22 protein-coding genes are annotated in these 21,365 nt (G+C 66.1%); 8 read left to right on the top strand and 14 right to left on the bottom strand.

The genetic code is table 11. The features are described from left to right. Positions 1-53: 53 nt before the first annotated feature. Both NP3_RS21855 and NP3_RS21850 read right to left on the bottom strand, forming a co-directional pair. Positions 54-2,309 (bottom strand): MMPL family transporter, encoded by a 2,256-nt coding sequence (locus NP3_RS21855; protein ID WP_063043461.1) that lies wholly within the window; start codon positions 2,307-2,309, stop codon positions 54-56. A 239-nt stretch (positions 2,310-2,548) separates the two neighbouring features. Next, positions 2,549-3,022, bottom strand: coding sequence for a MarR family winged helix-turn-helix transcriptional regulator (locus NP3_RS21850; RefSeq protein ID WP_063043460.1), 474 nt, complete (start codon positions 3,020-3,022; stop codon positions 2,549-2,551). A gap of 92 nt (positions 3,023-3,114) precedes the next feature. Between NP3_RS21850 and NP3_RS21845 the strand changes: the two genes are divergently transcribed. Beyond that, the gene (locus tag NP3_RS21845) at positions 3,115-3,444 is read left to right on the top strand and encodes a rhodanese-like domain-containing protein (protein WP_063043459.1); all 330 of its coding nucleotides are present in this window, start codon (positions 3,115-3,117) and stop codon (positions 3,442-3,444) included. A gap of 141 nt (positions 3,445-3,585) precedes the next feature. Here the strand turns inward: NP3_RS21845 and NP3_RS48105 are convergent, their stop codons facing one another. Next, positions 3,586-3,771, bottom strand: coding sequence for a hypothetical protein (locus NP3_RS48105; protein ID WP_169814539.1), 186 nt, complete (start codon positions 3,769-3,771; stop codon positions 3,586-3,588). A gap of 88 nt (positions 3,772-3,859) precedes the next feature. Between NP3_RS48105 and NP3_RS21840 the strand changes: the two genes are divergently transcribed. Both NP3_RS21840 and NP3_RS21835 read left to right on the top strand, forming a co-directional pair. After that, complete coding sequence (locus tag NP3_RS21840; protein ID WP_063043458.1) at positions 3,860-6,142, top strand: molybdopterin guanine dinucleotide-containing S/N-oxide reductase; 2,283 nt, start codon at positions 3,860-3,862, stop codon at positions 6,140-6,142. 76 nt (positions 6,143-6,218) lie between these two features. Further along, positions 6,219-6,695 (top strand): nitroreductase family deazaflavin-dependent oxidoreductase, encoded by a 477-nt coding sequence (locus NP3_RS21835; RefSeq protein WP_063043457.1) that lies wholly within the window; start codon positions 6,219-6,221, stop codon positions 6,693-6,695. A 2-nt stretch (positions 6,696-6,697) separates the two neighbouring features. Here NP3_RS21835 and NP3_RS21830 read toward each other — a convergent pair whose 3' ends face one another. Further along, complete coding sequence (locus NP3_RS21830; protein WP_157124453.1) at positions 6,698-7,003, bottom strand: hypothetical protein; 306 nt, start codon at positions 7,001-7,003, stop codon at positions 6,698-6,700. A 5-nt stretch (positions 7,004-7,008) separates the two neighbouring features. Beyond that, positions 7,009-7,647, bottom strand: a complete 639-nt coding sequence (locus NP3_RS21825) for an MspA family porin (protein ID WP_063043491.1) — start codon at positions 7,645-7,647, stop codon at positions 7,009-7,011. Positions 7,648-7,768: 121 nt separating this feature from the next. Here NP3_RS21825 and NP3_RS21820 point away from each other — a divergent pair, with 121 nt between their 5' ends. Then, a complete protein-coding gene (locus NP3_RS21820; RefSeq protein WP_063043490.1) occupies positions 7,769-9,160 on the top strand; it encodes an amidase in 1,392 nt (463 codons plus the stop codon). Positions 9,161-9,166: 6 nt separating this feature from the next. Here the strand turns inward: NP3_RS21820 and NP3_RS21815 are convergent, their stop codons facing one another. From NP3_RS21815 to NP3_RS21810, 3 genes are all read right to left on the bottom strand, one after another. After that, positions 9,167-9,718 carry a ribonuclease FAU-1 family protein gene (locus tag NP3_RS21815; RefSeq protein ID WP_063043455.1) on the bottom strand — a complete coding sequence of 184 codons (552 nt, stop codon included), beginning with the start codon at positions 9,716-9,718 and terminating at the stop codon, positions 9,167-9,169. 85 nt (positions 9,719-9,803) lie between these two features. Next, complete coding sequence (locus NP3_RS48100) at positions 9,804-9,977, bottom strand: hypothetical protein (protein ID WP_157124452.1); 174 nt, start codon at positions 9,975-9,977, stop codon at positions 9,804-9,806. Between the two features lie 21 nt (positions 9,978-9,998). Next, the gene (locus tag NP3_RS21810; protein WP_063043454.1) at positions 9,999-11,447 is read right to left on the bottom strand and encodes an amidase; all 1,449 of its coding nucleotides are present in this window, start codon (positions 11,445-11,447) and stop codon (positions 9,999-10,001) included. A 365-nt stretch (positions 11,448-11,812) separates the two neighbouring features. Between NP3_RS21810 and NP3_RS21805 the strand changes: the two genes are divergently transcribed. Then, on the top strand, positions 11,813-12,676 hold the full coding sequence (locus NP3_RS21805; RefSeq protein ID WP_063043453.1) for a class I SAM-dependent methyltransferase: 864 nt from the start codon (positions 11,813-11,815) through the stop codon (positions 12,674-12,676). Between the two features lie 64 nt (positions 12,677-12,740). On the opposite strand, the gene NP3_RS21800 is transcribed toward NP3_RS21805, so the two are convergent. The 3 genes from NP3_RS21800 to NP3_RS21790 form a co-directional block, all read right to left on the bottom strand. After that, positions 12,741-13,949, bottom strand: a complete 1,209-nt coding sequence (locus NP3_RS21800; protein WP_157124451.1) for a site-specific integrase — start codon at positions 13,947-13,949, stop codon at positions 12,741-12,743. Positions 13,950-14,068: 119 nt separating this feature from the next. Next, positions 14,069-14,845 carry an ABC transporter permease gene (locus NP3_RS21795; RefSeq protein WP_063043451.1) on the bottom strand — a complete coding sequence of 259 codons (777 nt, stop codon included), beginning with the start codon at positions 14,843-14,845 and terminating at the stop codon, positions 14,069-14,071. After that, positions 14,842-15,489, bottom strand: a complete 648-nt coding sequence (locus NP3_RS21790; RefSeq protein ID WP_245721057.1) for an ABC transporter ATP-binding protein — start codon at positions 15,487-15,489, stop codon at positions 14,842-14,844. The genes NP3_RS21795 and NP3_RS21790 overlap by 4 nt, the downstream gene beginning before the upstream one ends. A gap of 106 nt (positions 15,490-15,595) precedes the next feature. On the opposite strand from NP3_RS21790, the gene sigJ reads away from it, so the two are divergent. Next, the gene (gene sigJ / locus NP3_RS21785) at positions 15,596-16,540 is read left to right on the top strand and encodes an RNA polymerase sigma factor SigJ (RefSeq protein WP_084508774.1); all 945 of its coding nucleotides are present in this window, start codon (positions 15,596-15,598) and stop codon (positions 16,538-16,540) included. Between the two features lie 81 nt (positions 16,541-16,621). Beyond that, positions 16,622-17,800, top strand: coding sequence for an NAD(P)/FAD-dependent oxidoreductase (locus NP3_RS21780; protein ID WP_063043449.1), 1,179 nt, complete (start codon positions 16,622-16,624; stop codon positions 17,798-17,800). A 190-nt stretch (positions 17,801-17,990) separates the two neighbouring features. Here NP3_RS21780 and rox read toward each other — a convergent pair whose 3' ends face one another. The 3 genes from rox to NP3_RS50540 form a co-directional block, all read right to left on the bottom strand. Beyond that, positions 17,991-19,418, bottom strand: a complete 1,428-nt coding sequence (gene rox, locus NP3_RS21775) for a rifampin monooxygenase (RefSeq protein WP_063043448.1) — start codon at positions 19,416-19,418, stop codon at positions 17,991-17,993. A gap of 90 nt (positions 19,419-19,508) precedes the next feature. Further along, a complete protein-coding gene (locus tag NP3_RS51550; protein ID WP_373864775.1) occupies positions 19,509-20,147 on the bottom strand; it encodes a TetR/AcrR family transcriptional regulator C-terminal domain-containing protein in 639 nt (212 codons plus the stop codon). After that, entirely contained in the window at positions 20,147-20,599 is a 453-nt protein-coding gene (locus NP3_RS50540) for a hypothetical protein (protein WP_245721056.1), read from the bottom strand. The genes NP3_RS51550 and NP3_RS50540 overlap by 1 nt, the downstream gene beginning before the upstream one ends. A 71-nt stretch (positions 20,600-20,670) precedes the next feature. On the opposite strand from NP3_RS50540, the gene NP3_RS50535 reads away from it, so the two are divergent. Beyond that, positions 20,671-21,312: an FAD-dependent oxidoreductase gene (locus tag NP3_RS50535; protein ID WP_245721055.1), complete on the top strand. Its 642-nt coding sequence runs from the start codon at positions 20,671-20,673 to the stop codon at positions 21,310-21,312. Positions 21,313-21,365 lie beyond the last annotated feature (53 nt).

The following is a 21,365-nucleotide window of genomic DNA, read 5'->3' as shown; positions in this document are numbered from 1 at the left end:
GCGGTGAGCGTACCTCCCGAGGCGGCGCGCGGAGTTCCCTTTGGTGGGGGCGACTACGAACCGTTCGACCGTCCAGCGGTGACGGTGGGGAGCCGCGGCGTGATCGGTGTGGTCTCGATCGGCTCGTGCATATCCTCGGTGCCCGGGCGTTCATCGTCCAGAATAGGTTCGCCGAGCCCGATTTTCTCCTGGACACGCTTCATCCAGGACGGCGCCCACCAGCAGTCGTCGCCGAGCAGCTTCATGACCGCGGGTACCAGCAGCATGCGCAGCACGGTCGCATCAATGAACAGTGCGGCGATCATTCCGTAGGCGATGTACTGCATCATCACCAGATCGGAGAAGGCGAACGCGCCGGTCACCACGAGCAGGATCAGCGCTGCGGCGGTGATGATGCGGCCGGTGTGCGCGGTGCCGGTGTGCACCGCGTCGCTGGTGCTCGCGCCTTCGGCCCTGGCCTCGACCATGCGGGAGAGCAGGAAGACTTCGTAATCGGTGGACAGACCGTAGATGATCGCGATGATCAGCACGAGCACATTCGACTGGATCGGTTGCGGGGTGAAGTTCAATAGTCCTGCGGCGTGGCCGTCGACGAAGATCCACGTCAGGATGCCGAGGGTGGAGCCGAGGCCGAGCGCGCTCATCAGTGCGGCCTTGATCGGCAGCACCAGCGAGCCGAAGGTGAGGAACATCAGCAGCGTGGTCACGAACAGGACCAGCGCGATCATGACCGGGATGCGGTAGAGCAGTGCGTCGATGCTGTCCTTCTGCATGGCCGGAATGCCGCCGACGTACATGCTGACGCCGTCGGGGAGTTCCATCTCGCGTAGGTATTCGATGGTTTCCCCGCCTTCGTTCGGGTTCACCAGTGTTGCCTTGGAGCGGTACACGTTGTCGCGGGTCGAGGATTTGGACGGCATCTCGAACTGACTGGCCAACCCGGGGGCGTGTCCGGCCGCGCGCCAGGCCTCGCCGACCGGCGTGCTGTTGTCGGCGACGAAGACGAGTTCGATGGGATCGGATCGGCGCTGTGGGAAGAAGGTGTCGATCTGTTCCTGTGCGACGCGAGTCGGGTTGTCGGGTGGCAGATATCGCTCGCTGAAGCCGCCGAAGATGAGGTTCTTGACCGGGATGATCAGCAGGAAGAGCACGATGACCAGTGGGATCGCGACGGTGAGCGGTCGCTGCATCACCCAGCGTGTTGTCTTGCCCCAGAAACCGCCCTCGATTTGTTCGGCGGTCTTGGTTCTTCGGAACCGGTTGAACCCCAACATATCCACGCGCGGACCGAGGACGGCCAGGCTGGCGGGCAGGATGGTGATGGCGGTGAATGCGGCCAGCAGGACGGTCGCGATGGCGCCGTAGGCCATGGATTTGAGGAAGCCCTGGGGGAACAGCAGCATGCTGCCGAGGCTCGCGATGATCATGGTCGCCGAGAACACGACGGTGCGTCCGGCGGTGACGACGGTGCGGCGCACCGCGGCGCGGGTGTCGTAGCCTGCGGCCAGTTCCTCGCGGAATCGGCTCACGATGAACAGGCCGTAGTCGATGGCCAGGCCGAGTCCGATCATCGAGAGCACCGAGGAGACAAAGGAATTGACCTCGGTGAAGCGGGTCAGGAACATGATGATGCCGGAGGCGCTGATCACGGTGAGTCCACCGACGAGCAGCGGTAGGGCGGCCGCGACGAGACCGCCGAAGATGAAGAACAGCAGCACCGCGACGGCCGGGATGGCCAGGACTTCCATGCGGTGCACATCGTCGGCCATCGTGTCGTTGAGTGTGCCCGCCACCGCTTGCAGGCCACTGACCTGCACGTCGATGCCGGGTATTGCGAAGTCGTCCTTGACTTTCCGGAAGTTGCGCACGGAGTCGGTGTCGTTATCGCCCGCGATGGCGATCGCGGCCACGGCGCGCTTCTTGTCTTCGGTGGCAGCCTTCGCGCCGCTGATCTTCGCGCCGTCGACGCGCCAGTAGGACGCGTTGACGCCGGTGATTTCGTTCGGATACTTGTGCGGCAGGCTGTTGAGATTGTCGATGATCGGTTGGCTGAATTCCGGGTCGTCGACGGTCTTTCCGTCCGGTGCGGTGTAGAGCAAAACGACGTCGAAGTCGTGATTGCGTCCGAATGCGGCGTCGGCGAGGCGTGCGGCCTGTGCGGATTCGGAAGTGGGATCGTCCATACCGCCTGAGCTGAGGTGGTCCTCGAGTCCGAAGCCGTATGCACCGAGTGCGAGGAGTGCGCCCACCACGACGGCGAGTACGGCGAAGCGCAGCCGGTAGACGAGTTTCCCCCAGCGCGTGAACATCAGCGCGCTCCTTGCCGACGGGAAAATTGGTGTGCTGCTTGCTCTGCCGCGCCGATCGCCAAGGGGCTGCATCCTTTCCGGGGGTGCACGCTCGATGTGCCTGTAATCAAAGGTACAGGCCGGTGTGAAGTGTAAGTGTTTCAGAAATGATGCCGACTTGTGCGCGGATGTGACGCGGATTGCATCGACTGCCAGAGTGTCTGATTCGTGCCCACTGGCAGTCGATGCGGACTTGCGGCTTATGAAGTCCGCGGGGGCGTGATAGCGAGATCGGTCGGGCCCATGATCTTGCCGAGAGTCGCGGCGAGCGAGCGCAATTCGTCTGGATCGAGCTTGTCGGCGAAGCATCGCTCGATGCCCGCGAGATAGCCGGGCGCGGCCGCGCGCAGACGCTCGCGGCCCGCGTCGGTGATAGTGACGAATGCGGATCGGCCGTCGTCGGGATTGGATTCGCGCGCGACCAGACCCGCGGCGGCCATCTCGGTGACGAGCCTGCTGACCCGAGTGCGGCTGAGCACGACGCGTTCGCCGAGATCGGTCATGCGCAGCGGTTCGATGCCGTCGAGTTCGAGCAGCACGTCATACCACGCGAGTGGGAGTCCGAAGTCCCTGCGCAGCTCGGCATCCAAGCGTGGGACCAGGTTCGCGTGCACCCGCAGCAGTGCCGACCATGCGCTGCGGGCCGCCTCGCGTTGCTTCTCCGATTGCGTCACGGGCCGATTCTAACCACTTGCGTGCATCCGCACGCATATAATAGCGTGCGCACGCACATACAATTTGTGTATGCCATCGGGAAGGAAATCTCATGAGCACAGTCATCGCCCGTGACGAACTGGCCGCCGCGATCGAGGCCGGTACGGTGACGGTCCTGGACACACTCGGTGCGGGCTACTACGAGAAGGCGCATCTGCCGGGCGCGCTCACCTTGGTCGAAGCTGATGTGGAATCCCGAGCTGCGCGTTTGCTTCCGGACCAGCACGCACCCATCGTGACCTACTGCTCGAACAACGCCTGCCAGAACAGCGAGGTCGTCGCGGTCAAACTGCGCTCCCTCGGATATACGAACGTCCGTGCCTACCGCGCAGGCATCCAGGATTGGACCGAAGCGGGCCTGCCGATCGAATCCGAATCCTGAGTCCGGCCGGATCGCGGTCGGGCGGTGCACCGCCCGACCGCGCGCCTATTGACGAGACGATGCGCGGTCTTGTGCCCGCTAGGGGATCAGTGGATCATCGTAGACGTAACGATTTCTGGTCGGGGGCATCATCATCGTCGATCAGTCAGGAAACGTTGTAATGACCACCAGAATTGCCTCGGCGATCGCCGCGATCGCCATCACCGTATCTGTTGGCGCTCTGGCCGCTCCCGCGGCATCGGCGGAACCGGTTACACCTGCGTTCGGTTCGGTCGCTTTCTGCTTCAACGTCCCGCTGGGTCCCTTCTTCAGCTTCAGCATCTGCATCTGAGATTGCCGGGCGGGCAGAAACCGCGAACCAGCGCGGCGTTCATAACAAAGTGAACCTGTCGGTGGGCCGGGCTACCGTGGAGTGATGGCCGCGCATCTGACGCACTGGGGAGTGTTCGAAGCCGAGAGCGACGGGCAGCGGTTGACCGCAGTGCGTCCGTGGCGCGGGGATCCGGAACCGACGGCATTGATCGAGAATGTGGCCTCGGCACAACATCATCCGACGCGGATCGATCAGCCTTATGTGCGACAGGGGTGGTCGGCGCACGGGCCGGGTGCACCGGGGCGCGGCGATGAGTCGTTTGTCCCGGTGTCGTGGGACACCGCGGTGCAGTTGGTGTCCGGTGAGTTGAATCGGGTGTACGGCGAGTACGGCGCGGAGTCGGTGTACGGCGGCTCGTACGGGTGGTCGAGTGCGGGGCGGTTTCATCACGCGCAGAGTCAGGTGCATCGGTTTCTGAACTGTCTCGGCGGTTATGTCCGGAGTGTGCACAGCTACAGTCTGGGAACTTCACAGGTGTTGTTGCCGCATGTGATCGGCTCGATGGGGCTGTTCGAGGGGCACGCGACCGCGAAGAGCGTGCTCGTCGAGAACACGGAGTTGGTGGTGGCCTTCGGTGGGCTGTCGCCGAAGAACTCCGCGGTCTCGCCGGGTGGTGTGTCGCGGCACAACACCAGAGCCTGGATCGCGGCCGCGCGGGCGCGCGGCTGCCGATTCGTATCCATCAGCCCACTGCGCGATGACATTCCGGCGGAGGCCGCGGCCGAGTGGATCGCACTGCGGCCAGGTAGCGATGCGGCGCTGATGCTGGCGCTGGCCCAGGTATTGGATGCGGAGGGGTTGGCGGACAACGACTTTCTGCATCGGTACACGGTCGGGTACGAGCGGTTCATCGGTTATGTGCGGGGCGAAACCGATGGCGTCGTCAAGGATCCCGCGTGGGCGGAAGCGATCACCGGGTTGTCGGCCGGGCGGATCCGGTCGCTGGCACGGGAGATGGCTGCCGCGCGCACGATGATCAATGTGAGCTGGTCGTTGCAGCGTGCCGAGCACGGTGTACAACCGCTGTGGCTCGGCGTGGTGCTTGCGGCGATGCTGGGCCAGATCGGTCTGCCGGGTGGGGGATTCGGGCACAGTTACGGATCGTGCGCGCATGTCGGTGATCCGGCGCGCGGGCAGTCGGTGCCGAGGTTTCCGCAAGGCGGCAACGGTGTTTCGACGTTCATTCCAGTTGCCAGAATCGCCGATATGCTGCTGAATCCGGGGGCGCCCTTCGATTTCAACGGTATGCGGTTGGTTTATCCGGATATCAAGTTGGTGTACTGGTGCGGCGGGAACCCCTTTCACCACCACCAGGATCTGGCCCGGCTGCACTCGGCGTTCACCCGGCCGCAGACGGTGGTCGTGCACGATGCGTTCTGGACCGCCACCGCGCGCCACGCCGATGTCGTCCTCCCGGCGACTATGAGCATCGAACGCGATGATTTCGGCTCCGGGCAGAACGATCGCGAGTTCTTCCCGATGAAAGCGCTTACCCGGCCGCATGGTACCTCCCGTGACGACTACGCAATCTTCGCTGAACTGGCCGAAAGTATCGGTGTCGGTAAGGAATTCACCGAGGGGCGCACCGTCGAGGAATGGTTGCGGCACCTGTACGAGCAATGGCGCGCCGGGCTCGCCGATCCGACGGTGCCGGAGTTCGACGAATTCTGGGACAGCGAGTCGTTCACGGTCGAGGTGCCCGATCCAGAGCAGGTGCTGTTCGCAGATTTCCGCGCGGATCCGGAGCGCTTCCCGCTCACCACTCCCAGCGGCAAGATCGAGATCTTTTCCGAAACGATCGACGGATTCGGATATGCCGATACGCCGGGTTACCCGGTGTGGTTGGAACCGGAGGAATGGCTGGGTGCCGCGACACGATTTCCGCTGCAGCTCGTCGCGAATCAGCCGCGCGCCAAACTGCACAGTCAGCTCGATGTCGGCGCGCACAGTCAGTCGGTGAAAATCGGTGGGCGAGAACCGGTGCGGCTACATCCCGACGATGCCGCGGCACGAGGTCTGTGGGACGGGGATATCGTGCGGATCTTCAACGATCGCGGAAGCTGCCTGGCCGGGCTGGTCGTCGACGACGCGGTCCGGCCGCAGGTCGCGCAGCTGTCGACGGGGGCCTGGTACGACCCGGATCCGGCCGACCCCACCTTCTGTCGGCACGGCAACCCGAATGTGCTCACCGCGGACCGTCCCGCATCGACCCTGAGTCAGAGCTGCGCCGGACAATTGGCGCTCGTCGAGATCGAGCCCTACGAGGGTGAGCTACCGGATGTGGCCGTTGTCCGGCCACCGGCCACGGTCGAGAGCATTTCGTGATGGCGCGGGTGAGGCTGGTCTCAACGCGGCGTCCCGGCTGTGGTCCGGTGTCGGATTTCTGTCAGGATTTCGAATTATGGTGTCGAATCCGCTGCCCGCGGTAGCTCGCCGGATCGCGCAGAAACGCTGGGTCATGCGCACGGCGCCGATAGTGATGCGGCTGGAACGGTTTGTGCGGCGGGTCAGCCGTGGTCGGCGCGGTGTGCTCGATCTGGCGGGATTGCCGTCGATCGAGCTGACCGTCGCGGGCCGCAAAACCGGGATCGCGCGCACCACATCGCTGCTGTACGTGCCGCGCGGTGACGACTTGCTGCTGGTGGGCTCCAACTGGGGCAGCCCCGAGCATCCGGTGTGGTCGGCAAACCTGCGGTCCGCCGACACCGCCATTGTCGGGCTGAAAGGCGAGCGGTTCGAGGTGACCGTCAGCGAGGTCACCGGGATGGACCGCAAACGGGCCTGGGATCTGGCGGTGGAGTTCTGGCCGGGCTACGAAATGGAATGCGAGCTGTCCGGCGGGCGGATCTTCCGCATTTTCGAGTTGCGCCGCAGCTGAATTCACTCCGCGGCAGGCACGATCGGCGGGCCCGGATGCGGGACCGGCGCTGGTGGGGTCAATGCGGCGGCGGGCGAACCCGGCTTTGCCGGTGGCGGCGGTAGCGCCGGTGTGAGCAATGGCGGTGCGGCTGGTGCGGGAACGATGACCCGAGTCTTGTCAGGGGTCGGTTCGGTGCAGTCGGGAGCATCGGATTCGCCGCAGGTGGCGGGCACGATCGGGGCCGCATGGGTGACAGACAGCGCGCTCGTGGCGATCATCAGGACTCCGGCCGCGACCAGGACGGCTCGGCGGAATGTGACGGACATGGCGATCACAACCAGATCGGATCGCCGTACACCGCGGCCGAATTGTCGGCGGTGTCGGTGGAAATGGTCGCGATCACATACGAGCGCAGGCTGACCGGCCCCATGCAGGCATCGATTTTGATCTGCACCTGATCGGTGGTGATCGAACCATGGGGTCCGGCAAGGGCTTTGGTGCCGAACGGGATGGTGGTGATCGTGCCCGGTTTGAAGGTGGTCGATACGCTGGGCAGTGCCGCGGCCCCGACGCCGACGCTCAGACCGGGAGTCGGCGCGACCATCACATTGACATTCGGTCCGACCGACGCTGCGAGCCCGAGCGAGATGCCATTGGAAACATCGATCTGGCAACCGATTTGGTAACCCAGCGTGAGCGTGCCCGAGTTGACCGACACACTGCCCGCACCGGTGATATCGGCGGCCGCGCGCACACTGACGAAGCCCTCTCGAGTGAAAGCGGTCTCGGCAAGATTGGGAACCCGATCGAGGTTTTCGGCGGTTTTCGTCACCGTGAGCTGCCAGCCGTCCTCGGTGGTGACCGTGCGGGACTGATCCGGCAGTGCATCAGCCGAAGCCGATTGTGCTGGAACGAAACTCAGCACCCCCGCGGCCAGTAGGCATAGCGGGACGCCGGTCGAGCTATTCATATTGTCGATCTCCTCGCTTACGTTGCAGTCGAACGATATCCGACGCCGTACGGAACCTCCGTCGACAGGTCGCTCGTCCAAAACGGTGCGTGGTCGGTATCACAGCGCGCAGAATCCGGATATGAGATTCCATGCCTTCAGCGACGATGCGCTTGCCGACCACGATGCTGTGACGATTGCGAAACTGGTGCGTCGAGGCGAAATCGGCACAGCCGAGCTCGCCGAGGCGGCGCGAGCGCGGGCCGCGCAGGTCGATCCGACATTGCGCGCCCTGGTGGTCTCGGCGGAATCCGCGCTGTCGGCGGGTGATCCGGATGCGCCGCTGTTCGGTGTGCCGACGTATGTCAAGGACAACACCGATGTGCGCGGTCTGCCGACCAATCACGGCACCGCGGCGTTCGTCGGGCGGCCCGCCGCCGAAGACGGGCCGTATGCGAAACAGTTTCTGAGCACCGGGATGTCGGTGCTGGGCAAGAGTCGGCTACCGGAGTTCGGTTTGAACGCGAGCACCGAATTCGCCGCGGCCGAACCGACACGCAATCCCTGGCATACGGACTATTCGCCGGGCGCGTCATCGGGTGGTGCGGCCGCATTGGTGGCCGCGGGTGTGGTGCCGATCGCGCACGGCAATGACGGTGGCGGGTCGATTCGAATTCCGGCCGCGTGTTGCGGTCTGGTCGGGTTGAAGCCGAGTCGAGGGCGCCATATCGATGGTCCGCAGGCGCGGTCGATGCCGATCAATCTGGTTTCCGAAGGTGTGCTCACCCGATCGGTGCGCGATACCGCGGCGTATTTCGCCGCGGCCGAACGTCATTGGCGCAATCCGAAGCTGCCGCCGGTCGGTCTGGTCGAGGGCCCGGCGCGGCGGCGGCTGCGGATAGGGGTGATCGCCGATTCCATCACCGGTACCGAAACGTGCCCGCAGACCCGGGCCGTACTCGACGACACCGTCGCGCTGCTGGAGAAGATGGGTCATGAGGTGCTTCCGATCGCACTGCCGGTCTCGCAACGCTTCGTCGAGGACTTCAGCACCTACTGGGGACTTTTGGCGTTCCTGATCGAGGCGGGTGGGAAATTCGCGATCGATCCGCGGTTCCAGCCGGGCGATCTGGATGCGTTCACGCACGGACTCGGAGCGCTGTATCGCAAGTCCATGGCACGCACACCCGCCATCCTCTACCGCCTTTCACAAGTGCGCCGCGCCTATGCGGGCATGTTCCGCGACCATGAACTGATCCTCTCACCGGTCCTGGTCCACACCACTCCGCAACTCGGCCACCTGAACCCGACCGTCCCTTTCGACGAGCTGTTCGCTCGCCTGATCTCTTGGGTCGCCTTCACCCCGTTGAACAATGTCGCAGGCACACCCGCGATCTCGCTGCCCATGGGCGCCTCCGCCGAAGGCCTCCCGATCGGCATGCAATTCTCCGCCGCCCACGGCGACGAACGCACGCTGCTCGAAATCGCCTTTGCCCTCGAATCCGAACGTCCGTGGCGGCGCATCCAGGACTGACCTCTGCTACCCGGGAATCGCTCGCCAATCCTCGCCGAAGGGCCCGGCACGGCGCACCACCATATCCAAGGCCTCTTCACACGCGCCCTCGATCGCGCGCTGCCACTGCTCGGGCACCAATCCCAGCCGGATGGCGAGTGCGTATTCGTCCTCGTCCTTCCAGCGATAGCTCAAATCCGGTTCGACAATGAGATCCAGATGCAGATCACTGGTGTCGACGCCGTCGGCGGTCCGGGTGAACGGCAACTGGAAATTGACATACCACCACAGGAATTCGCCTTGCTCATTCCACGTCGGGACAATCGCGAAATGACGATCGGCGTACATGATGGCCAGCCGCGTGGTGCGCTGCCACACCCACATCCCCATCTCCCACTCCCGCCGCGCATAGGCCTCCAGCAAGCGCTCCCGCGCGCCCCGATCGTCCTCCCGCATGGACCTGATCCACAGCTCCGGCCCCGCGCCCTCCGTCCCCGGCGTCAGCAACACCCGCAACTCGTCGCCGCGATCCGCCACCACCCGCTGCGGCCACTCGGTGAATGCCCGCCCAAAGATCATGTCCCGCACCACAATCGTCCGACCCACCGCGAAAGGCGTCACCGTGCCAGCCTAGTCTGCGCGCCTTGCGCGAGGCTGCGGTGATTCAGTCGGTATCGGTATCGGCGAGGATCGCCGAGCTGATGAGGTCGGGGGCGAGAGCCAGGACGCCCATCTCCCAGGCGACCTGTTCGAACGCCTCTTGAACTCGAGTGCGCAGGCCTGGCTTCGAACGCCTCTTGAACTCGAGTGCGCAGGCCTGGCACCGCCGCCGACGCACTGGTCTGATTCGGTGCGCGCACTACGGTGCCTGGAAGCCGCCGATCTTCTGCTCGAGCAGTTCGGCCAGCCGCAGCGGGGTGCGGTCCTCGAACATCGGACCGATGAGCTGCACTCCCACCGGCAGGCCCTCGGGGGACCGGCCCGCCGGTACGGCGGTGGCAGGCAGGCCGGGCATGGTGGCCACACCGGCCCAGACGAGCTGGTCGAAGTACGGGTACTCGACGCCGTCGATGTCGATGTGCCGGTTCTCCAGACCTCCGCTGTGGTCGTGCGGGAAGGCGGGAGTGGGCGTGATGGGGCACACCACGGCATCGAACTCGGCGAAGAGCTGTCGCCAGCCGTGGCGGTGCAGTTCGCGACGGTTGTTCGCCTCGACCCATTCGCGGTGGCTGAGCACCATGCCGCGCAGCCGCGCCGCATCCAGACTCCGGTCGTCCGCGCTCAGGCCGGCGGCGTGGGTCTGCAGCTGTTCGTACACCTCGACGGAAAGGCTCGTGGCGGCGTTCGACAGCATCAGCAGCATGTAGAGCGTCGCCGCTTCGGTCGGATCGGGCAGCAGCCGACTGCGCCGTTCGACGCGGGCGCCCTCCTCGACGAGCGCCTCGGCGACCCGGTTCACGCCCGCCCGCACCGCCGATCCGGTCGCAATGAGCGGATGGTCCTCGATGATCAGGACACGGAAGTCCGACAGCCGCTCGTGGCGCGCGGGCGGCAGTGCGACGTCGTAGGCGATGCCGTGGGTCAGTGGGTCCGGTCCGGTCATGACGTCGAGCAGCAGCGTGAGGTCGCGGGCGGTACGCGCCATCGGGCCGACGACGGCGAGGTCGAGGTCGATCGGCAAGGCCTGCGCGGGCGGCGCGACCATGCCGCGGGTCGGCGCCAGCCCGAGTGTCGGTTTGTGCGCGTAGACACCGCAGAAATGCGCGGGGGTGCGCAGCGAACCGGCGAGGTCGGAACCGAGGGACAGCGCGCCGAATCCGGCCGCCAGGGCCGCCGCCGAACCGCCGGAGGATCCGCCCGACGTGCGGCCGTGATTCCACGGATTATTGGTGGTGCCGTAGATCTCGTTGAAGCTCTGGATATCTCGCAGCATCAACGGCACATTGGTCTTACCGAGCACCACCGCGCCCGCGGCTTCGAGCCGCGACACCTGCACCGCGTCCTCGGTGGGCACATAGTTCCTCTGCAGTGGCATGCCCCAGGTCGTGGGGAGCCCGGCGATGTTATAGGACTCTTTGACCGTCACAGGTATGCCGAGCAGCGGCCGGTCCTCGCCGCGGGCGCGTGCCTGGTCGGCACGGTGCGCGGCGGCCAGCGCACGGTCGAAGGTCCGCACACAGATCGCGTTGATCAACTTGTCGTCGCGCTCGATACGGGCGATCGCTTCGTCGGTCAGTTCCACCGAGGTCACCTCACCGGCACGCAATGCGGCCGCGAGCTCTTCGGCCGACCGAAAATTCCACTCCATGAATTCGACGTTATTGGCCTGCCGCAGCGGACATAAAATGCCGTTTCGCGCAAACAGGAAAGTCGAACGGGGTGAGTTTCAGTTCAAATTGACGCACTCGTTCTGTCATATCCCAGGTCACGGTGTCGGCAGAGCCGACTCGATTGGCGCAGGCCATGAAATGCCGTTTCGCACAACGGGATAGATGTCACCCTGGCGACCGTGTTCCCTCCTCCGGCCGCAGCTGTTCGACCGGCCGCTGGTCATGGCGACGTGCGGTGCCGGGCCGTAATCGGTGTTACCGATCGTGTTCGCTTGCTCCTTTACGGAGTGAGCGTGAGTGAGTTCATAGAGCACGCGCCACCTTCGCAAGTAGGTTCTTGAATATGGATAACGACGGACCCAGCCGGACAGCGCTCATCACCGCCTATGCCCGCGCCTATCATCAGATCGCTGACCGACCACTGATCTTCACCGACCCCCTGGCGGCACCTCTGCTCGGCGTCACCGCAGAGGAACTGGCCGAATTGGGTACGCCCACAACCGATCACCTCGGTGCCGGGGCCAGCGATCGGTCCCGCCGCTTGTTCTTCGCCGCACGTGCGCGCTTCGCCGAGGACGCCGTGGGCGCGGCCGTCGCCGCTGGTGTGCGGCAGGTTGTGATCCTCGGCGCGGGCCTGGACACCTTCGCCTATCGCAATCCGCACCCGGACGTGCGTGTCTTCGAGGTCGATCACCCCGCCACCCAAGCGTGGAAACGCGAACGCCTTGCTACCGCCGGAATCGACCGCCCTGAGACATTGACCTTCGTGCCGGTCGATTTCGAAAGCCAGACACTGGCAGCGGGATTGGAATCCACCGGATTCAAACGGACGGACCCGGCCGTATTCGTCTGGCTCGGCGTCGTCTTCTATCTGACTCCGAACGCCGCCCACGCCACCCTCGAATACATCGCTGGTCAAGCCCAGCCGGTCGCGGTGGTCTTCGACTACCTGCAGCCCGCGAACAGCGACGAGGACCGAGCGCACCAGCAGGAACGTGCCGATCGGCTCGCCGACGTCGGCGAACCCGTGTTCAGCTACTTCACCCCCGACGACATCGCCACACAACTGCGCGCCCTCGGCTTCACCGACCTCGAAGACCACTCCGCCCCCGACCTCGTCACCGGCTACCTCGACGGATCCGCACAATCCGAAGCCGAACCGCCCCGCGCACTGCGCGCGATCCGCATACTGCGCGCGAGCCGCTGAGGATTGCTCGCCACCTCGACTCGCACCACAGCTGCAATTAATGCAACTTATCTCAGTTGATTCACTAGAGACCGAGTTTGGTGACGGCGTTGTCTTCCAATGGGTTTGCGGTGCGAATGTAGTTGTGTACGGTGCGCGGGTTGGACCAGCGGCCCTGGCGCATGATTTCGCGGTCGCTGGCACCGCCGAGGGCGGCTTGGGTGGCGAATCCGGCGCGCAGTGAGTGTCCGGAGAAGAGGTCGGGGTCGAGTCCGGCGCGTGCGGCATAGCGTTTGACGAGTTCGGCGATGGCACGGCCGGACATGGCGTCGGTGCCGATGCCGCCGTGGCGGGTAATGGTGGGAAACAGTGGGAGGGTGTCGTTTTCGGAAAGTGCGGTGCCCTGGTAGCCGTGGCAGCGGTGGATGTCCGGAGATGGGGACGTTGTCTCGGCGAGCCAGGCGCGGATATCGCCGTGCTCGCGTTGCACCTCGAGCAACTGGATCCAATCGGCGAAGGCGCAGACCGGGCAGGTGTGCGGGCGCCGGCCGCGGGGGAGTGCGACGCGCTGTTCCGCGATGCCGGTGGGGTCGGTTTTGGTGGTCGGAAGTTGCACGAGCAGTAGCGGTTCACCGGTGCCGTGGTCGAGATCGACGCGCACATCGGCGATCCGCAATCCGGCGAGTTCGCTGCGGCGCAATGCCCCCGCGAATCCGACGAGCAATGCCAGCGCGTCGCGGCGGCGTGCGGGCTCGGTGGGCCAGCCCGGCTCCGGCAGCCCTGCGAGCAGTTGTTCGAGGGTGTGCAACAGCACGGGGCGTTTGCGTTTGGGCTGCGTGCGGCGGGTCCGGCGGATACCGCGCAACGTCAGTCGAACGACATCGGAACGCGTGGGCGACGGTAGTCCATTGGCGGCGTGCACCGCCGCGATGGCCGCCGACTTGCGCTCGAGCGTGGCCGCACTGAACGCCCACCGCTGCGAACCATCGTCACCGTGACGCAACGCATCCGCTGCCGCTGCCAGATATACCGCGACGTCGAGCGGATCCGCTGGCAGCGCCTGCCGCCCCTCGGCCGCACACCATCCGGCCCATGCGATCCAATCGGTTCGATACGCCCGCAACGTATTCGCCGACTGCGACGCCTCCAGATAGCGCCGCAACGCCCCGGCCTGCTCATCGTCGAACCGTTCTCGCACCAACCGCAGCGCCACGGTATCGACCAGCACACTGCGCACGCCGCGCCGCAACTCCGTGCGCACCGACTCCGGCACCGCGACCACCGCATCGCCCACCCGCTCGCTCCCATCCACCCGGCCCGGCCCGGCCGAGCTTCGACGACCAACACTATGCGCTCTCCGGCGATTTCCGAGCGCCGCAGCGACTCGGCGATTTCGGTGTGGTCGCACAGTGATCAGTCGGGAAGTGGCACCAGTCGCTGGGCATCGTCGAACAGATAGGACTCGGCGACCCGTGCCGCGGTGAGCGCGGCCAGAGCGGTGGCCGCGAGCAGCATGTACATGACCACGATCTGGTAGCGGATAGCGGTGAGCGGATCGACACCGGCGAGGATGAGGCCGGTCATGGCGCCGGGCAGGCTGATGAGCCCGACGACCTTCGTCGCGTCGATCGTAGGGATCAGTGCGGTGCGCAATGCGGACCGGCGGTGCGGCAGGAAAGCCTCGCGCGCCGAAAGACCCAGGCACAGGCGGGCTTCGATGGCGGGACGCGCATTGCGCGCGTCCTCGTGCAGTCGGCGCAGTGCGATACCGGTGGCCTGCATAGCGGCCGAGACGATCATGCCGCCGACCGGGACGACCACGCGAGCCTGCGTGGAAATCACACCGAGCAGAATGAGAGCGCCGAGGGTGATGGCCGACCCGGTGCCGACCCCGATGGTCGCGGCTCGGCGCGCACGCGGCACACCCCGGCCACGTCGGCCCGCCACCTGCCCGGCGATCAGCACCATCAAGACGACCCAGGCGAGCGCACCCGGTAATCCGGTGTGCCGGAACAGGATCAGCAAGATGGCGCCGACCGCGGCCAACTGGGCTCCGGCGCGGGTGGCGGCGATGAGCAGCTCGCGGGTCAGATGCAAGTGCTGACGGTAGGCGATCGCGGCGGCCAGTGCGACGAGCACCAGCGAGGTCGCCACACCTGGCCATCCGGGTACGGAAAGCTGTTCTGTCACTGGGATTTCCGTTCATCGCTGGGAGACAGGTGCCCGTGTTGCAGTGTCCAGGTGTCGTCGGCCACATCGGTCACGAAGGCGGTGTCGTGGCTGACCAGGATGACTCCGCCGCCGGAGGTGGTGTGCTCGCGAATGAGAGTTGCCACCGCAGCGGCGGATTCCGCGTCCAGTGCGGAGGTCGGTTCGTCGAGTAACAGCACCTCGGGTTCGACGGCCAGCGCCCGCGCCAGGCACACCCGCTGCGCTTGACCGCCGGACAGTTCGAGACAGCGCCGTTCACGGAAGTCCGGTAAGCCCACCCGAGCGAGCAGCATGTCGATGCGATCGGATGCGAGATCGGCACGGCCGACACGGATCTCGTCGGCGACGATATCGGTGAGCAGTGTCGGCCGCTGTGGCACCAACCCGACACGGCGGCGCAGGTCCGGCGCGGGAAACCGGTTGATCGGCATGTCATCGAGCAGAATCGTGCCGCCGGTCGGCTCGTCGAGCCGGTTGAGCAGCCGCAGCAGCGTGGTTTTGCCGGTCCCGCTCGGCCCGCCCACAGCGGTGCACCGACCTCCCGGAAACGTCACGGAGACGTCGGTGAGTATCGACGTTTCGCCGTGGCTCGCACTGACCCGATCCAGACTGATGTTCGGCACCGTCCCACCTTTCCCTATCCGCGCGAGTGTTTCCGGACGGGGCCGGAAAACCGGCCGATCACGGGGCGAGTGGACGCGGCCTGCGCACATGCCCGACGATGGGCGGATGTCGCTCGGTACGCATGAGGTCGATCTGTTCGAGAGCATCAGGGGCCGTTTGGAGGCGATCGCCTACCGGCTGCTGGGGTCGGCCGGTGATGCCGAGGACGCGGTGCAGGAGACGTTTCTGCGCTGGCAGGCCGCCGACCGCGACTATGTCGAGACGCCCGAGGCGTGGCTGACCAAGGTACTCACCAATCTGTGCCTCAACCAGCTCACCTCGGCGCGGGCCAGGCGGGAGACGTATGTGGGCCAGTGGTTGCCCGAACCCGTATTCGCCGGGGACCGGATGCTCGGCCCGGCCGATACCGTCGAGCAGCGTGAATCGGTGTCGATCGCGATGCTCACGCTGATGGAGCGGCTTTCGGCCAAGGAGCGCGTGGCGTACGTGCTGCGCGAGGCATTCGGGTACGCGCACAACGAGATTGCCGAGATGCTCGATATCACCGAGTCGAACTGCCAGCAGATCTATCGGCGCGCCAAGCAGCATCTGGCCACCGACCGGGCTCGCGTGGAGGTCGACGAGGCCGCGGCCCGCAGGATCGTCGAGGAGTTCCTCGCCGCGGCGGTCAGCGGCCGGACCGAGACGCTGATCAGCCTGCTGACCGAGGACGCCATCAGCATCGGCGACGGCGGCGGCTTCATCCCGACCCTCTCCAGGCCGCTCGTCGGAGCGATGCGCGTCGTGCGGTTCCTGCGTCTGGCCATCAAGCCGACCGATGCCAAACGGAACATGCTGGGCGGCAGGCCCGCCATGTTCGCCGCAATCGCCAACGGCGGGCCCGCGCTGGTGATGGTGGTCGGTGACCGGGTCGTCGGCATCGTGTCTCTGCAGGTGACATCCGATGGCATCGCGGCCATTTACGGCCAGGCCAATCCGGAAAAGCTCGACCGTGCCACCCGGCAGTGGGCCACTTCCGAACACGGAGCACCCCTCCTCGAATCCTGGTGACCCACATCACAGTCCACTCCTGTCAGCATTCGTGCCGCTGTCCGGTTCAGGAAGCGAACCCACCGAGACAGGAGTAAGACCATGAAGCACCGCATCGTCGTCCTCGGAGCCGGATACGCCGGAGCCATCACCGCCGGACGCCTCGCCAAGCGGCTGCATCGCGACGACGTCGAGATCACCCTGGTCAATGCCGACCCCGAATTCGTCGAACGGGTGCGCATGCACCAGCTCGCGAGCGGGCAGGATCTGCCCGTCCGCTCACTGCGCGACGTCTTCGCGGGCACCGGCGTGCAGTTCCGGATCGCGCGGGTCACCGCGGTCGATGTGGACCGCAAGACCGTCGAGGTGACCGGCGAGAACATCGGCTACGACACCCTCGTGTACGCCCTCGGCAGCACCATCGCCGACTTCGGCGTCCCCGGTGTCGCCGAGCACGCCTACAACGTGGCAGGCAAGCAGGCGGCGCTGCGGCTGCGGGCACGCCTGAACGAGTTGGGGCCGGGCGAGACCGTGCTGATCGTGGGCGGCGGTCTGACCAGCATCGAAGTGGCCGCCGAAATCGCCGAGGCACGTCCGGACCTCGGGGTCGCGATCGCCGCGCGCGGCGGCGTCGGCGACTGGCTCGACGAGAAGGCCCAGCGCCATCTGCGCGGCGCTTTCGAGCGGTTCGGCATCACCGTCCACGAGCACGCCGATGTCACGCGGGTCACCGCGAAGGGTGTGGTCACCAGGTCGGGCCAGCACATCCCGGCCCAAATGACCGTGTGGACAGCGGGTTTCACTGTGCACCCGATCGCGGCCGCGACCACCCTGGCGGTGTCCGACTCCGGACGAATCGTCGTCGACGCCACACTGCGCTCGGTCTCGCATCCGGACGTGTACGCCGTCGGCGACGCCGCGTACGCCGAAGGGGTCGGCGGCAAACCGCTACGGATGGGCTGCGCCACCGCAACCCCGATGGCATGGCAGGGCGCCGACGCCATCGCCGCGCGGTTGACCGGCCGCAAGGTTCCCGACGCCCCGATCGGCTACGCCAGCCAGTGCATCAGCCTCGGCCGCCGCGATGGCATCGTCCAGAAGGTGACCCCCGACGATCAGCCCACGTCCAAGGTGGCCACGGGCCGGATGGGCGCCCGCATCAAGGAGCTCATCTGCGCGTCCGCGGCCTGGAGCATCTCCCACCCGACCATGATGCTGCCCAGTCGTCGGCGCCATCTCATGGCGATCGGCGACGTGGAGCCCCAGTTCGTCACCCGGTGACGCGGCCATCCGACCGCAGTTCGAGCCCGAAGCCACCGGTCCGCATGACCACGGACCGGTGGCTTCGGTTTCGTGCGAATGTTGGTGCGGCAGGGCTTCATTCGACGGCAGCCGAGCGCCTGCGGGGTGGTGCACGAGGATCCAGCCCGGCGCGTACCGAGGGCAACCTTCCGGCCCCACAACTGTTCGCTCAGCTGACGCCAGCGCCGAACCACTTCGGCAGCACGCCGATCAGATCCTGCTGATCGTCACCGACCCACGCCACATGCCCGTCCGGGCGCAGCAGCACCGCGGGCACCTCCAGTTCCTCGCTGACATCGACGACGTGGTCGATCCGGTCGGCCCAGCCTGTCACCGAGAGCAGGCCGGTCTGGTCGAGCAGCAGTCCGCGGCCGCCGCGCATCAGCTCGTAGAGGCGTCCCCGATTCAGTTTCACATCGCGCAGCCGTCGACCGAGCAGTTCATGCCCCTCGCCGAAGTCGTAGCGGACCCCGATCGCAGTGATCTGCTCCAGCAGATACCGGTTCACCTCCTCGAAGTCCATCAGTTTCGCCACCAGTCGGCGCACGGCCTGGGCACCGGGCTCGAGCGAGATCAGCTCTGCCTGCGCCCGGGTGTTCTCGAGCACGTCGGTGGCCACCGGACGTCGTTCGGTCTCGTAGCTGTCCAGCAACCCGTCCGGCGCCCACCCGGTGACCTCGGCGGCCAGTTTCCAGCCGAGATTGAATGCGTCCTGGATGCCGAGATTGAGACCCTGCCCACCCATCGGTGGGTGGATGTGCGCCGCGTCGCCAGCCAGTAGCACCCGGCCGACCCGGTAATGCTCGGCCAGGCGGGTCGCGTCGCCGAAGCGCGAGAGCCAGCGCGCGGAGTGGGCGCCGAAGTCGGTGCCGGCGAGCGCTCGGAACTGATGCTTCAGCTCATCCAGAGTCGGTGGGACCCTGGGGTTTTCGGCTAGGCCCGCAGCGGGTGCGCCGATACGATACACACCCTCTCCGAGGGGCACGGCGCCGAACCGCAGCTGGGTTTTGCGGACTTCGGCCACCACGGCGGCTATCTCTTCCGGCGGCGCGGTCAGCTCCACCTCGCCCAGCAGCGTCTCGTTACGGGTGGGCTCGCCGGGGAAACCGACGCCGAGCAGTTTGCGCACCGTACTGCGTCCGCCGTCACAGCCGACGAGGTAGCGCGAACGCAATTGCGTCCCATCGGCCTGTTCGACGGTCACCCCGTCATCGTCTTGGCTCAGCCCGACCACCTGACAGCTGCGCCGAATTTCGACGCCGAGTTCGCTGGCACGCTCGATCAGCAGACGCTCGGTGACGGGCTGCGGGATGGACAGGACATACCGATACGTGGTGTCCAACCCTTCCGGCTGGGGTTTCCTGATGCCCGCGAAGAAGCCGCCGAGCGGGTACTGCTTCCCGAGCGCGAGCACCTGATCCAGCAGCCCGCGCTGATCCATCAATTCGACGGTGCGCGCGTGGATGCCGAGCGCACGCACGACCTTGGTCGGCTCCGCATCCTTCTCCAGTACCAGCGCGTCCACGCCGCGCATGCGCAGCTCACCGGCCAGCATCACGCCGGTCGGTCCGCCGCCAGCGACGATCACATCAATCATGGAACCCCTCTTTCGGCACAGTTGAATGTGGGCTACGCCGTGTCCCGCCACCGGCGCTCCGACATCACGCGAAACCCACCCGCACTGCCCTCATTTCCGCAGGTACAGGCTTCGGCTGGAGATTCTGCAGCACGACCGGGGTCTTGCCGCAAGCCCCGGGGCGCGATATATGTTGAAAGGGATAAGGAGTGAGTAACCTTCTTGCCTTTCTTTTGTCGTCTCGACAGCGTCCGTTTTGTTGCCAGCGCTCGCACCGTGTGGGACCGCCATCCCACCTGACCGAGGGTGAAGGCACCGGTCAGGTTCAACGTCGCGGCGGCCCCTTTGGTCCCGCGGCTGCGTGTCAGCTCGAGATGCGGGTTTGGATGCCGTCGAGGAGGAAGTAGAGGCCGGTGTGGAAGGTTTGGTCGGCGTCCAGGTGGGCGCCGTCGCGTATGACCGTGGACAGCGCGGGGACTCGGTGATCTCCCGGCGCACCGCGCCGATCACGTACGCATTGACCGCGTCGACCACCGGCATGACGGTGTCCACGTCGAGGCCGCCCATCGCGGCCACCACAGCCTCTCCTCTGGCCAGCGCGTGCGGCCCGAGCTGGGGCCGCCCACCGATCAGGTCGGCAAACCATTCATGCTGGTGAGCGGCCTGCCGAGTGGTTTCGGCAAGGGACCGTAGCACCTCTCGCCAACCATCTCCGACCGGCCGAATCTCGGCGTAGACCGAATCGACCATCAGGTCGAGCAACTCCTGCTTGGTGGCGATGTAGCCGTAGAGCCGCATCGGCCCGCATGACCATCACCATTGTCGGAGCCGGACTGGGCGGCCTGACCCTCGCCAGGGTGTTGCACGTGAACGACATCGACGCCGTCGTGTACGAACGTGAACTCTCGCGCGGCGCGCGCGGTCAGGGCGGCATGCTCGACATACATTCCGGGCAGCGAGCGCTGCGTGCGGCAGGCCTGATCGACCAGTTCCACGCGATCGCCCGCGGCGAAGGGCAGGACATGCGCCTTCTGGAGCCGGACGGCGCCTTGCTGCTCCAGGAGGACACGTCCGACGACGCACCGCTCGCGCGGCCCGAGGTCGACCGCGCCGATCTGCGCAACCTGCTGCTGGATTCCCTCCCCGAAGACGTGGTGCGCTGGGGGCACGCGTTCGAATCCGCCGACAACGGCTTGCTGCACTTCGCCGACGGCAGCAGTGCGACGTATGACCTGCTGGTCGGGCGGATGGCGCGCAGTCCGGGGTCCGCGCGTTGCTCACCGACGCCCGCCCGGCGCATATCGGCCAGAACGTCGTCGAGGTCGGCATTCCCGACATCGACCGCACGCACCCCGACCTCGCGGCGATGGTCGGGCGCGGCAACTACTGGGTGCTCGGCAACGGATTGTCCCTGGCGGCGCAGCGCAACGGCGACGGTCGCGTTCGCATCGGCATCAGTTTCTATCACACCGCCGAGGACTGGTTCGCTACCAGCGGGATCCCGTTCGACGACCCGGCCGCCGCCCGGGCGCGGCTGATCGACCTGCTCCCCGGCTGGGACTCACGGTTCACCGCACTGATCGCGGCCTGCGACGACACGGTCGTGCCGCGGTCGATCACCACTCTCCCGGTCGGCCTGACCTGGCCGTCGACCCCAGGTGTCACGCTGCTCGGCGATGCCGCGCACCTGATGCCGCCGGTGGGAGAGGGCGCCAACATGGCACTGCTCGACGGCGCCCTGCTCGGTCTCGCACTGGCCGCGCACCCGGACGACTTTCCCGTCGCCGTCAAAGAATACGAACGCGAGATGTTCGAACGCACCAGCACTGCCGCCCGGATGTCCGTGGAAATGCAGGAATTGCTGACGTCGCCGGACGCCGCCCAGAAAATGCTCGCATTCTTCCAACCTGGCTGAAATGTCACCGAATACGGCTCCTGAAGCTGTGCTGCCATAGGCCGACAAACGAG

The organism is Nocardia pseudovaccinii NBRC 100343 (genome assembly GCF_001613225.1).
GTDB lineage: Bacteria > Actinomycetota > Actinomycetes > Mycobacteriales > Mycobacteriaceae > Nocardia > Nocardia pseudovaccinii.
Note: the sequence above shows the minus strand (reverse complement) of the source record. Positions and strands in the feature narration are given on the sequence as shown.